10 protein-coding genes, 1 tRNA gene and 1 other RNA gene are annotated in these 12,743 nt (G+C 71.6%); 9 read left to right on the top strand and 3 right to left on the bottom strand.

Going from position 1 to position 12,743, the window contains the following annotated elements:
- The first annotated feature begins 73 nt into the window (after positions 1 to 73).
- On the top strand, positions 74 to 2,503 hold the full coding sequence (locus tag BLQ91_RS16345) for an endonuclease/exonuclease/phosphatase family protein (RefSeq protein ID WP_245733475.1): 2,430 nt from the start codon (positions 74 to 76) through the stop codon (positions 2,501 to 2,503).
- 25 nt (positions 2,504 to 2,528) lie between these two features.
- On the opposite strand, the gene BLQ91_RS16340 is transcribed toward BLQ91_RS16345, so the two are convergent.
- A complete protein-coding gene (locus BLQ91_RS16340; protein WP_176959773.1) occupies positions 2,529 to 3,170 on the bottom strand; it encodes a GOLPH3/VPS74 family protein in 642 nt (213 codons plus the stop codon).
- Positions 3,171 to 3,230: 60 nt separating this feature from the next.
- Positions 3,231 to 3,315: transfer RNA gene (locus BLQ91_RS16335), tRNA-Ser, on the bottom strand.
- Positions 3,316 to 3,444: 129 nt separating this feature from the next.
- Here BLQ91_RS16335 and BLQ91_RS16330 point away from each other — a divergent pair.
- The 8 genes from BLQ91_RS16330 to BLQ91_RS16295 all read left to right on the top strand — a co-directional run bounded on the left by BLQ91_RS16330 (position 3,445) and on the right by BLQ91_RS16295 (position 9,289).
- Complete coding sequence (locus tag BLQ91_RS16330; RefSeq protein ID WP_090097656.1) at positions 3,445 to 3,783, top strand: YciI family protein; 339 nt, start codon at positions 3,445 to 3,447, stop codon at positions 3,781 to 3,783.
- A gap of 4 nt (positions 3,784 to 3,787) precedes the next feature.
- Entirely contained in the window at positions 3,788 to 4,966 is a 1,179-nt protein-coding gene (locus BLQ91_RS16325; protein WP_090097655.1) for an RNA polymerase sigma factor, read from the top strand.
- Positions 4,963 to 5,535 carry a maleylpyruvate isomerase family mycothiol-dependent enzyme gene (locus tag BLQ91_RS16320; protein WP_090097654.1) on the top strand — a complete coding sequence of 191 codons (573 nt, stop codon included), beginning with the start codon at positions 4,963 to 4,965 and terminating at the stop codon, positions 5,533 to 5,535. The genes BLQ91_RS16325 and BLQ91_RS16320 overlap by 4 nt, the downstream gene beginning before the upstream one ends.
- 18 nt (positions 5,536 to 5,553) lie before the next feature.
- An RNA gene (gene ffs / locus BLQ91_RS16315) (signal recognition particle sRNA small type) lies at positions 5,554 to 5,648 on the top strand.
- A gap of 31 nt (positions 5,649 to 5,679) precedes the next feature.
- Positions 5,680 to 7,722 (top strand): DNA polymerase III subunit gamma and tau, encoded by a 2,043-nt coding sequence (locus BLQ91_RS16310; protein WP_090097653.1) that lies wholly within the window; start codon positions 5,680 to 5,682, stop codon positions 7,720 to 7,722.
- Positions 7,723 to 7,855: 133 nt separating this feature from the next.
- The gene (locus tag BLQ91_RS16305) at positions 7,856 to 8,158 is read left to right on the top strand and encodes a YbaB/EbfC family nucleoid-associated protein (protein ID WP_090097788.1); all 303 of its coding nucleotides are present in this window, start codon (positions 7,856 to 7,858) and stop codon (positions 8,156 to 8,158) included.
- 4 nt (positions 8,159 to 8,162) lie between these two features.
- Positions 8,163 to 8,771, top strand: coding sequence for a recombination mediator RecR (recR, locus tag BLQ91_RS16300; protein ID WP_090097787.1), 609 nt, complete (start codon positions 8,163 to 8,165; stop codon positions 8,769 to 8,771).
- Positions 8,771 to 9,289, top strand: coding sequence for a uridine kinase family protein (locus tag BLQ91_RS16295; protein WP_245733473.1), 519 nt, complete (start codon positions 8,771 to 8,773; stop codon positions 9,287 to 9,289). Before recR ends, BLQ91_RS16295 begins: the two co-directional genes overlap by 1 nt.
- On the opposite strand, the gene BLQ91_RS16290 is transcribed toward BLQ91_RS16295, so the two are convergent.
- On the bottom strand, positions 9,265 to 12,546 hold the full coding sequence (locus BLQ91_RS16290; protein WP_090097652.1) for an AfsR/SARP family transcriptional regulator: 3,282 nt from the start codon (positions 12,544 to 12,546) through the stop codon (positions 9,265 to 9,267). The two genes, BLQ91_RS16295 and BLQ91_RS16290, sit on opposite strands and share 25 nt — an antisense overlap.
- Positions 12,547 to 12,743: the final 197 nt, after the last annotated feature.

Raw genomic sequence — 12,743 nt, 5'->3', positions numbered from 1 at the left:
AGTAACAACGGCTACCAAAGCTCACACGATCGGGGAAAGATGCGTCGGTCCGCCGCATCCCCTGGAGGAAGTTTTGAGACCCACCCTGCCGGTCGTCGGCACAGCGGTGGCGGCACTCGTGCTCGCCGCCGCCCCCGCCGTCGCCGCACCCAGCACCGACGCGTTGATCTCCGAGGTCTACGGAGGCGGCGGCAACTCCGGCGCCACGCTGACGCAGGACTTCGTCGAGCTGGCCAACAAGGGCGCCACCCCGTTCGCCCTCGACGGCTTCAGCGTCCAGTACATCTCGGCGAGTCCCGGCACGACCACGCAGTGGGGCGTCACGCCGCTGACCGGCTCGATCGCGCCCGGCAAGACGTTCCTCGTCGCGCAGGCCAAGGGCACGGGCGGCACGGTCGAGCTGCCGGCCCCGGACGCCACCGGCACGATCGCCATGAGCGGCACCAACGGCACCATCGCGCTGGTCAGCGGCACCGCGCCGCTCACCTGCAAGACGGCCGCCGACTGCGCCGCCGACACGCGGGTCAAGGACCTCGTCGGCTACGGCTCGGCCGCCGTCCGCGAGGGCGCCGCGACGGGCGCCCTGAGCAACACGACCTCGGCGTCGCGCACCGCGGGTGACACCGACGACAACGCCGCCGACTTCACCGTCGGCGCGCCCACCCCGACCAACTCCAAGGGCGAGACCCCGGGCGGCGGCAACCCGGATCCCGACCCGGACCCCACCCCCGGCGACAAGCGCATCCACGACGTCCAGGGCGTCACGCGCGTCTCGCCGCTGGTCGGCCAGAAGGTCACCAACGTCCCCGGCGTCGTCACCGGCACGCGCGCCACGGGTGACCGCGGCTTCTGGATCCAGGACGTCACCGGTCAGGACGACGACCCGCGCACCAGCGAGGGCGTCTTCGTCTACACGGCCGGCACCGCGCCGACCGTGGCCGTCGGCGACAGCGTGCTCGTCAGCGGCACGGTCGCCGAGTACCGGCCGGGCGGCGAGACGGGCTCCAACCAGACCCTCACCGAGATCACCTCGCCCACCACGACCACCGTGTCGAAGGGCAACCCCGTCCCGGCGCCGGTCGTCGTGAAGAACGTCCCGGCCGGCTACCTGCCCGCTCCGGGCGGCAGCATCGAGCAGCTCCCGCTGGAGCCCGCCAAGTACGGCCTCGACCACTTCGAGTCGCTCGAGGGCACGCTGGTCCAGGTCGACGACGCCCGCGTGGTCGGCCCGAGCAACTCCTTCGGCGAGGTCTGGGTCACGGTCAACCCCGACCAGAACCGCAACCAGCGCGGTGGCACCACCTACACCGGCTACGACCAGCCCAACAGCGGCCGCCTGAAGATCAAGGCCGTCGGCACGCTGCCCGCCGCCAACGTCGGTGACGTGTTCGCCGGCGCGACCGTCGGTGCGCTCGAGTACACGAACTTCGGCGGCTACACGCTGGCGGCGCTCACGCTCGGCACGCACACGTCCTCCAACCTGCAGCGCGAGATCACCGCGCAGCAGAAGCAGGCCGAGCTCTCGGTCGCGACCTACAACGTCGAGAACCTCGACCCGTCCGACCCGCAGGAGAAGTTCGACCGCCTCGCGGACGGCGTCACGACCAACCTGCGCGGCCCGGACGTCGTCGTGCTGGAGGAGATCCAGGACAACAACGGCGCCACCAACGACGGTGTCGTGGCGGCGGACCAGACGCTGCGGAAGTTCTCGGACGCGATCGTCGCCAAGGGCGGCCCGCGCTACCAGTGGCGCCAGATCGACCCGGAGAACCTCAAGGACGGCGGCGAGCCCGGCGGCAACATCCGCGTCGGCTTCTTCTTCAACCCGCAGCGGGTGTCCTTCGTGGACCGTCCGGGCGGCGACTCCAAGACGCCGGTCCAGGTCGTGAAGAAGAACGGCCGCGCGGCGCTTTCCGTGTCACCGGGCCGGATCGACCCGCTGAACGACGCGTGGGCGAACAGCCGCAAGCCGCTCGCCGGCGAGTTCAAGTTCCGCGGCCGCACGGTCTTCGTCGTCGCGAACCACTTCAACTCCAAGGGTGGCGACGAGGCGATCCACGGCCGCAACCAGCCGCCGAACCGCTCGTCCGAGGTGCAGCGCGCCAAGCAGGCCGCGGCGCTGAAGGCGTTCACGGAACAGGTCCGCGCGGTCGACAAGGGTGCCAACGTCGTCCTCGCGGGCGACCTGAACGACTACCAGTTCTCGCCGGCGCTCAAGACGCTCACCGGCGACGGCAACCTCAAGGCGCTGATCGACACGCTGCCCACCAACGAGCGGTACAGCTACGTCTTCGAGGGCAACTCGCAGACGCTCGACCACCTCGTGGTGAGCAAGAACATCACGCGCTTGAGCTACGACGTTGTCCACATCAACGCCGAGTTCGCCGACCAGGCGAGCGACCACGACCCGCAGATCGTCCGCGCCCGCCCGTCCACGGGTGACGCGAACGTCGACCGGGTCGTGTTCGCCCTCGAGGACATCCTCGACTGCCTGGAGAACTGACGGTTCGGCCGCTGCCGTCGCCGCGTCAGCCAGACGACGCGGCGGCGGCAGCCGCCGTCGCGGCCACCACCCCGGCCTGGATCGCCTCGACCGCCCTGCGCACGGCGTCGCCCGCCCAGTGGCCGGCCGCGATCTCCTTGGCCCGCCTGGTCAGATCGCGCTTCTCGCCCCTGACCACCTTGTGCACGGCCTTCACCGCGTACAGCAACGTGATCAACGACCCCGTGCGCGCATCCGCACCCCGGTACCCGAGCGCGACCTCGCCGACGGCCTCGCGCACCGCGTCGGCCCCCGGCTCGTCGGTGATCACGTAGCTCTTGCCGGGGAAGATACCGAGCACCTTCCGCGGTTCGACCCGGACGGCACCACGGCTCTCCAGTTGCGCGATGACGTTGTCCCGCACCTTCTTCCGCAGGCGCTCGACCGCCTTCTGCGGCTTCATCGGCTTGTCGATCCTCGCCAGCGACTGCTGCAGCAGCGGATCCCTCAGCGGCGTCGGGTCGACGACCTGGAGCTTCTTGCCGTTGGGCTCGAACGCGACACGCCCCGAGTTCACCAGTTCGATGAGCACGGCTCCCGCGAGCGCGTTCTCCGCCGACGTCGAGTCGACGTGCAGCTTTCCGTTCTGCCGGTTGATGAACAGCAGCATCAGCTCTTCGGGCAGCATCATGCAACGGTAACGCCAGAAGGGCGCCGAACGGTGAACGTTCGGCGCCCTTCGAGAGAGCGGAGGATACGGGATTTGAACCCGTGAGGGGGTGAACCCAACACGATTTCCAGTCGTGCGCACTAGGCCGCTATGCGAATCCTCCGTGGAGAACCTTACCGGACGGGTGTTCCGGGGCCCAAAACGGGGGTCGCCGGAAAAAGTCCGGCGGCCGTGTCGATCTGGCGGGGACCCGCTCGTCGTGATCCCGTAAGACCGAACCCAGGAGGCAACCGTGAAGTACATGCTGTTGATCCACGCGGCCGCTGACCAGCAGTCGAGCTGCACCGTCGAGGACTGGACCACCTACGAGAAGGAGATGAGGGACGCGGGGGTCCTGGTCTCCGGGCACTCGCTCGCCGACCTCGTCACCGCGACCACCGTCCAGGTCGGACCGGACGGCAGGCGGACCGTCACGGACGGGCCGTTCGCCGAGACCCGCGAGGTGCTCGGCGGCTACAACGTCATCGACGTGCCCGACCTCGACGCGGCGCTCGAGTGGGCGGCGAAGTGCCCCGGCTCGCGGGACGGCGGGGCCGTCGTCGTGCGGCCGATCGCCGAGTTCGACTTCTGATCCCGTGAACGTCGAGCAGGTGTTCCGGGAGGAGCACGGCAGGCTGCTCGCGACGCTGGTCAAGCGCTTCGGCGACCTCGACCTGGCCGAGGAGGTCACCTCCGAGGCGATCGAGGCGGCGCTGCGGCACTGGCCGGTGGACGGGGTGCCGGACCGGCCCGGCGCGTGGTTGCTCACGACCGCGCGCCGCAAGGCCGTCGACCGCCTGCGCCGCGACCGGGTGTACGCGGCGCGGCTCGCGTTGCTGCAGGTCGAGTTCTCGCGAGCCGACGCGCCGGCGGGGGAGTCGTTGCCGGACGAGCGGCTGGAGCTGTTCTTCACGTGCGCGCACCCGGCGCTGGCGGAGGAGGACCGCGGCGCGCTGGTGCTGCGGTGCCTGGCCGGTTTCACGACGCCGGAGGTCGCGCGGGCGTACCTGGTGCCGGTTCCGACCATGCAGCAGCGGATCGTGCGGGCGAAGAAGAAGATCAAGCAGGCCCGCATCCCGTTCCGCGTGCCGGACCCGCACGAACTCCCGGAACGCCTGCCCGGCGTGCTGCAAGCCCTCTACTCGATCTTCACCGAGGGCTACGCGGCGCAGCGGGACGACCTCGCCGACGAGGCGGTCCGGCTGGCGAGGATCCTGCGGAACCTGTTGCCGGACCGCGAGGTCACGGGTCTGCTGGCGTTGATGCTGCTCGTCCACGCGCGCCGGGACGCCCGTCCCGCGCTGCTGGAGGACCAGGACCGTTCGCTCTGGGACCGCGACATGATCGCCGAGGGCAGCGCATTGGCCGAGCGCGCGCTGACGGGTGGATACGGCCCGTACGGGGTGCAGGCGGCCATCAACGCGTTGCACGACGAGGCGCCGGACTTCGCCGGCACCGACTGGCCGCAGATCGTGGCGCTCTACGACGTGCTGGCCGGGCTGACGCCGTCGCCCGTCGTCGCGCTGAACAGGGCCGCCGCGGTCGCCATGCGCGACGGGGCGGCGGCGGGGCTCGCGTTGCTCGACGCGCTGGCCGACGAGCCCAAGCTCCGCGACTACCACCCGTACCGGGCGGCCCGCGCCGACCTGCTGCACCGGCTGGGCCGCGACGCCGAGGCCGCGCAGGCCTACCGCGAGGCCATCGCGCTCGCGGGCACCGACACCGAACAGGACTTCCTGCGCCGCAGGCTGGCCGCCGTCGAGGGGCGATCATGATCATGAAGTGGCTGGAGGCCGAACGCCTGGGCGTCGCCGACCTCCTCGAGGACCTGACCGACGACGAGTGGCGCCGGGAGACGCTCTGCGCGGGCTGGACCGCGCAGGAGATGGCCGCCCACCTGACCACGTCGACCCGCACGGGCTGGCGCGACGTGCTCACCGGCGTTGTGAGAGCGCGCTTCGACTGGGAGCGCATGGAGGACGAGAAGGCCCGCGCGATCGCCGCACGGTTCACCCGGTCGGAGTTGATCTCGCGGATCCGCGAGACCGCCGCCTCCCCGAAGCGCGCTCCGATGGCGTCCCCGATCGACCCGCTGGTCGACTTCCTCGTCCACGGCCAGGACGTCGCCCGCCCGCTGGGCCGCGTCCGCGAGATGCCGCCCGAACCGGCCGGGGCTGCCCTGGAACACGTGCTGAAGAGTCCGTTCTGGGGGGCCCGCAAGCGTTTCCGGGACACCGGAATCCCCGATCTTCCGACCCCTGACCTGCTGATGCTCGCCACCGGCCGGACGTTGTCCACAGGTGGGGACAACGCTGTGGGCAACTCGAACATGCGTTCGAATTAGAGGGTTCGCTACACTTGCGTCGGACCTCGTGCGGCACACATCTCGCGAACCTCCCCAGGGCCGGAAGGCAGCAAGGATAAGCGGGCTCTGGTGGGTGCACGGGGTCCCCTTTTCATGTCGGGGTCCACCGGTACTGTCTGCGGCGTGGCGCTCGCTCTGTATCGCAAGTACCGACCGGCCACGTTCTCCGAGGTCGTCGGCCAGGAGCACGTGACCGACCCCCTGCGCACCGCGCTGGCGGCGGGCCGGGTGAACCACGCGTACCTGTTCAGCGGCCCCCGGGGCTGCGGCAAGACCTCGTCGGCCCGCATCCTGGCGCGTTCGCTGAACTGCGCGAAGGGCCCGACCCCCGACCCATGCGGCGAGTGCAACAGCTGCATCGGCCTCGCTCCCAACGGCACCGGCAGCGTCGACGTCGTCGAGCTCGACGCGGCCTCGCACGGCGGTGTGGAAGACGCCCGCGACCTCCGCGACAAGGCCTTCTACGCCCCGGCCGAGTCGAAGTACCGCGTCTTCATCATCGACGAGGCCCACATGGTCACCACGCAGGGCTTCAACGCCCTGCTGAAGATCGTCGAAGAGCCGCCGGAGCACCTGATCTTCATCTTCGCCACCACGGAGCCGGACAAGGTCCTCCCGACCATCCGCTCGCGCACGCACCACTACCCGTTCCGCCTGATCCCGCCCGGTGTGATGCGCACCCTGCTCGAACGCAACTGCGCCGCGGAGGGCGTGGCCGTCGAACCGGCCGTCTTCCCGCTGGTCATCCGCGCGGGCGGCGGCTCGGCCCGGGACACCCAGTCGGTCATGGACCAGCTCCTGTCCGGAGCGGGCCCGGACGGGGTGAAGTACGAGCGGGCCATCACGCTCCTCGGCGTCACCGACTCGGCGCTGATCAACGACGTGGTCGACGGCCTCTCCGCCGGCGACGGCGCGGCGGTCTTCGGCACCATCGACCGCCTGGTGGACGCGGGCCACGACCCCCGCCGCTTCGCGAGCGACCTCCTGGACCGCCTCCGCGACCTGGTCCTGCTCTGCGCCGTCCCGGACGCCGCGGACCGCAACCTGGTCAGCGCTCCGGAGGACGAGCTGGCCACGATGGCGGCCCAGGCGGAACGGATCGGCCCGGCGACGCTGACCCGCTACGCCGAGATCGTCCACCAGGGCCTCGTCGACATGCGAGGAGCCACGGCCCCGCGCCTGCTCCTCGAACTGCTCGTCTCCCGCATGCTCCTGCCGTCGGTGAGCCAGTCCGAAGCGGCTCTGCTCCAGCGCCTGGAACAACTGGAACGCCGCCCCCCGGCCGCCATCGCGGCCGCTTCGGGTGACAGCGCCGCCCCCGCCGGCGGTCCGGTCTTCACCCGCAGGTCCCAGCAGGCAACGGAACCGGCACCCGCGGACCCCCCGAGGCAGCCGGAACCCCAGCGCCCGGCACCCCAGTCCGCCACCGTGCGCCCGGCACCCCAGCCCGTCGCCGTGATCCCGGCACCGGCGCCGACCCCGACCCCGGTGGCGGCCCCGGTGCAGGCACAGCCGACCGCGCCGGTCGCCACCGCCGCGCCTTCCGCTCCTGTCGCGGCACCCGCCCCCGCCCCCATCGCGGAAGCCGGTGCGATGGACGCGACGGCGGTCCGCCGGATCTGGTCCGAACTGCTGGCCGCGGTCCGCTCCAGCAGCCGGAGCACCGAGGCGATGCTGACCAACGCCGTGGTCAGCGAGGTGGACGGCAACGTCGTCACCATCACCCACACCTCGGCCCCCCTGGCCCGCCGCCTGGCGGAGCCGCGCAACACCGAGGCCATCGCCGCGGCCCTGTCCGCGGTCCTGGGCGGCACCTGGCAGGTCCGCTGCACCCACGGAACCCCTGGCGCCACCCCCCAGGCCGCGGCCCCGGCCAAGGCGTCCCGCCCGGCCCCGGTCCGCCCGAGCCAGGCGCAGAACGCCCGCCAGCCAGAACCTCAGCAACGCCCGGCACCGCGCCCGCCGGTGGACGACGTCCCACCCCCGCCGGAACCGCCCGAGCCCGACGACCCCCTGCCGCCGGAACCGGACGACGAAGAGGCGATGCTGGCCGAGGCCGCCCGCCCGGCGGACCCGGACAGCACCCCCGAGGCGAAGGACCCGGAATCGGTGATGCTGAAGCTGCTGGCGGACGAGCTGGGTGCCCGCCCGCTGAAGAAGGCCTGACGCCCGAGTCGGGGCCGCCAGAGCGACAGGCGTGCCGCCCACCCGCGAACGGCACCCGTACGCTGGACGCGACCCACGGAAGACCCAGTACCACCCACCGAGAGGACCAGCGGTGCAACCCGGTCAGTTCGACATGCAGGCCCTGCTCCAGCAGGCCCAGAACATGCAGCAGCAGATGGCGGAAGCCCAGCAGCAGCTGGCCGAAACCGAGATCACCGGCAACGCGGGCAACGACCTCGTGAAGGCCACCGTCACCGGCGGCGGCGAGCTCGTGAGCCTCACCATCGACCCGAAGATCGTGGACCCGGAGGACGTCGACACCCTCCAGGACCTGGTGATCGCCGCGATCAAGGACGCCAACACCAAGGCGCAGCAGCTGGTCGAGCAGAAGCTCGGCCCGCTCGCCCAGGGTGGCCTCGGCGGACTGCTCGGCTAACACCATGTACGAGGGCCCGGTACAGGACCTGATCGACGAGCTGGGCAGGCTCCCGGGCGTCGGCCCGAAGAGCGCGCAGCGGATCGCCTTCCACCTCCTCGCCACGGAACCCGCTGACATCGAGCGGCTCCAGCACGCGCTGCAGAAGGTCAAGGAGGGCGTGGTCTTCTGCGACGTCTGCGGCAACGTCTCCGCCGAGACGAGGTGCCGGATCTGCCGGGACCCCAAGCGGGACCTGAGCCTGGTCTGCGTGGTCGAGGAGCCGAAGGACGTCCAGGCGATCGAGCGCACCAGGGAGTTCCGAGGGCGCTACCACGTCCTGGGTGGCGCGCTCGACCCGTTGAGCGGAATCGGGCCCGACCAGTTGCGCATCCGGCAGCTGCTCAACCGGATCGGCACGGCGACCGACGGGGTCGACATCTCCGAGGTCATCATCGCCACGGACCCGAACACCGAGGGCGAGGCGACGGCCACCTACCTGGTCCGGATGCTCAGGGACTTCCCGGGGCTCACCGTCACGCGGCTCGCCAGCGGGCTGCCGATGGGCGGCGACCTGGAGTTCGCCGACGAGCTCACGCTGGGGCGTGCGCTATCTGGTCGCCGCAGCATGTAGTGGCGGCCCCACCGCGGCTGGGCGGCACACGCCTGGTCGCGGTGGACGGCCCGTCGGGCGCGGGCAAGTCGACGTTCGCGAGGAAGCTCGCCGAGGAGATCGGCGCCCAGCTGATCAGCACCGACCACTTCGCCACGTGGGACGACCCGACGACGCGGTGGTGGCCCCGGCTGTGGCGGGCACTCGACGCCGTGGAGAGCGGCGCGCCGGGCCGCTACCGGAAGACTGACTGGTCCCAGGGGTTTCCGTGCATCGGCGAAGGCGACGAGGTCACGATCGCTCCACACGGGACGGTCATCCTGGAGGGGTTCTCCTCGGCCAGGAAAGCGAACACCCGCCTGAGCTGCGCGATCTTCGTCGACCACCCCGACGGGCGGGTGAGGCTGGAGCGGGCCGTCGCCCGTGACGGCGAGGAACAGCGCGAGCACTTCCTGCGCTGGCAGCAGTACGAAAGAGGCTGGTTCGCGGTCGACGAGACCAGGGCCAGGGCTGACTACGTTGTCACGTCGAGCAGCTGAGCCCGCACGACGGAAGCCTCGGGCGTCCCGATCGCGCTGAACACGTCCAGCGCGGAAGACCAGTGCGCGCGGGCCGCGGCGTGGTCGCCCAGCGCGGAGGAGGCGTCGCCGGCCAGCTGCAGGGCGCGCCCGAACACCCACCGGTGGCCCGAGTCGGAACCGGCCGCGGCGGCACGCAGCGCGCAGTCCAGGGCGGCGGACGCGTCCGAGGTGTCGAGGTGGGTGCGGCCCAGAACGAGCAGCACCTCCATCTCGGCCAGGCGGAACTGCGACCGGCCCGCCTCGTCCAGCGCCGAGGTGGCCGTCGCCAGGGCTTCCTCGTAACGGCCGAGAGCGCGGTACGTCGATGCGAGACCGCGGCGGGCCGAGCAGACGCCCCACGAGTAGCCGGTCTCGACCGCGATGGTGAGCGCCGACGAGAACTGCTCCAGGGCCTCCTCGTGGCGGCCGGCGCCTTCCAGGGCGCGGCCGAGCAGGTTCCGGGCGTCGCAGACGCTCTTCACGTTCTCCAGGTCCTGCGCGATGCGCATGGCGGCGGACGCCTCGACGGCCGCCTCCTCGTAGCGGCCGCGCATGATCAGCGTGATGGCCATGCCCTCGTGCATCGTGTGGCCGAAGTTGCGGGCTGCCGCACGTTCGTACAGCTCGCTCGCGCGCACGAAGTACGACGCACCCAACTCCGGCTCACCGCGTGACGCGTAGACCTCGCCGAGAGCACGCATCGAGTTCGCCTGCGTGATCCACGAGTCGATGCGCGTGCCGGCTTCCAAGGCCTCCTCGAACGTCGCGGCGGCGCGGTCGAGCTGGCCGAGCTGCATGTAGACGCCGCCGAGGTTGAACAGGGCGTTCGCGAGCACCTGCGGCGCACCGACCCGGCGGGCGATCACCAGGGCGCGTTCGAGGTGGTCGGCGGCCTGCTCCAGCTCGCCCAGGTCGATGTGGACGCTGCCCGCGTTCGACAGCACGGCCGCCTCGGCCTCCGGCAGGTCGATGGTCTCCTGCAGCGCGATGGCCTGCTGGTAGTGGCCCAGCGCGTTGCGGTGCCGGCCGGTCACCCAGTACAGCGTGCCGAGCGACGACTGCATCGCGAGCTGGCCGAGCTCGTCGCGGGGCGTGCGGGCGCCGAGCAGGCCCGCCTTGGCCGTCTCGCGCCACTCCGCGGTGAGGCCCTGCGTGTAGAAGTAGCCGCGCAGGGCGTCGGCCAGCTGCCACGGCGAGTTCTCCGGGTCCCGCTCGACGCAGTGGGCGACCAGGGCGACGAGGTTGGCGCGCTCGCAGTCGAGCCAGGCCAGCGCCTCGGTGCTGGTGCTGAACGTCCGCGGCACCACGCCGTCCAGCGGCGCGGGGCGCGGGAACCGGAAGAGCGTCGACTTCATCGCCGCCGTGGCGTTGTCGACCGACCGCACCGCCCAGTCGAACAGCCGCCGCAACGCGAGCCGCGAGTCGGCGCGGCCCTCCTCGAACGCCAGGCGCTCGGCCGCGTAGTCGCGCAGCAGGTCGTGGAACTGGTAGCGCGACGGCGCGTGGTTCGAGATCAGGTTCGCGGTGGCCAGGCGGTCGAGGCGCCGGCGGGCGTCCTGCGTGGTCAGCCCCGACAGCGCCGCCGCCATCTCCGGCGTGAAGTCCGTGCCGGGAACCAGCGACAGCACCCGGAACATCCGCGCGAGCTCCGGCTTCAGGGCCGTGTAGGAGAGGTCGAACGCCGCGTGCACCGCTACCCGCTCGTCGCCTTCGACGGCCAGCGCGGCGAGCCTGTTGCCCGCCCTCAGCTCCTCGACGTAGTCCGCGATGGACAGCTCGGGGCGCGACACGAGGTTGGCCGCTGCGATGCGCAAAGCCAATGGCAGGTGGGCGCACAGGGCCGCCAGCTCCAGCGCGGCGTCCTCTTGGGACGCGACCTCGCCCGCACCCAGGATGCCGGCGAGGAGTGACTTCGTCTCGTGCCAGTCGAGGACGTCGAGCCGCACGTTCGACGCCGCGTGCGAGACGGCCAGGCCGCGCAACGTGTCCCGTGACGTCACCAGCACCGCGCACCCCGGCGACCCCGGCAGCAGCGGCCGGATCTGCTCGGCGGACGACGCGTTGTCGAGCAGCAGCAGCACGCGCTGGCCGGTCAGCGTGGACCGGAACATCGCCTCCTGCTCGTCCTGGTCCAGCGGTACCTGGTCGGGTTCCGTGCCGAGCGCGCGGAGGAACCGCGGCAGCACGTCGACGGCGCTGAGCGGCGGGCCGGGGGCGTAGCCGCGCAGGTTGACGTAGAGCTGGCCGTCCGGGAAGTCCGCGCGCATCCGGTGCGCCGCGTGCACGGCCAGCGCCGTCTTGCCCACGCCCGGCGGCCCGGCCAGTGTGACAACGGGCACACCCTGCGCGGTCCGCAGCAACGCCACGATCAGCGACACGGCCTCGTCGCGACCCACGAAGTCCGGGATGTCCGCCGGGAGCTGCGACGGGACGACCCGCTCCGGCTTCGCGGCGACGACCGGCGCACCCGAGGCCGTCGTGGTCACCGCGCCGATCGAGCCGGACAGCACCTGGCTGTGCACGCGCCGCAGCTCGTCGCCGGGGTCGATGCCCAGCTCGTCGCCCAGGAGCCGGGAAACGCGCTGGTAGGCGGCCAGCGCCTCGCTCTGGCGGCCCGAGCGGTACAGCGCCACCATCAGCTGCGCCCAGAACCGCTCGCGCAACGGGTGGTCGCTCGTCAGCCGGGACAGCTCCGCGACGAGCTCGCCGTGCCGGCCGAGCTCCAGGTCGACCTCGACGCGGCGTTCGAGCACGTGCAGGCGGCGTTCGTCGAGCCTCGGCACCTCGTCGCGGTGCAGGACCTCCGACGGCACGTCGACCAGCGCCGGACCTCGCCAGAGCCCCAGCGCGGCGGTGAACGCGGCCGACGCGGCCTGCAGGTTCCCGGCGGCGCGCTCCTGTTCGCCCTGGTCGATCAACGGCTCGAAGCGCATCAGGTCGATGGTCTTCTCGTCGACGTCGATCAGGTAGCCGTCGGGCACGGTCCTGATCGGCACGGACGGTCCGAGCAGCTGCCGGAGCCTCATCACGTACGTCTGGAGGGTCGCGCGCGCCCGAGCGGGCGGATCGTCTCCCCACACGTTGCCGGCGAGCTCGTCCACGGACACCGAGGTGCCGACGCGCAGCAGCAACGACGCCAGCAGTGCCCGCTGCCGACCGGCCCTGACCAGCAACGGGTCGGAGTCGAGGAGCACCTGGAGGGGGCCGAGCACGCGGAACTCGACCTGCCTGCCCATGCGACCTCCTCCCCGTGTCGTTGTCGTTTCTACAGCCTAGGAGAGCGTTCGACGCATCTGCCGTGCTCACGTTGGGTCAGCGGCCGTGCGCCGCACGTATCAGAATGCCTGGTCTAGTGGCCGGATCGTGACCTGAGTAAGCCCGGACGGGGTATCTACAACGGTTATCGTCGGCGACCACACCGTGAGATGTGCGG

The organism is Lentzea jiangxiensis (genome assembly GCF_900104175.1).
Classification (GTDB): domain Bacteria; phylum Actinomycetota; class Actinomycetes; order Mycobacteriales; family Pseudonocardiaceae; genus Lentzea; species Lentzea jiangxiensis.
This window is presented reverse-complemented; position numbering and strand designations above follow the sequence as displayed.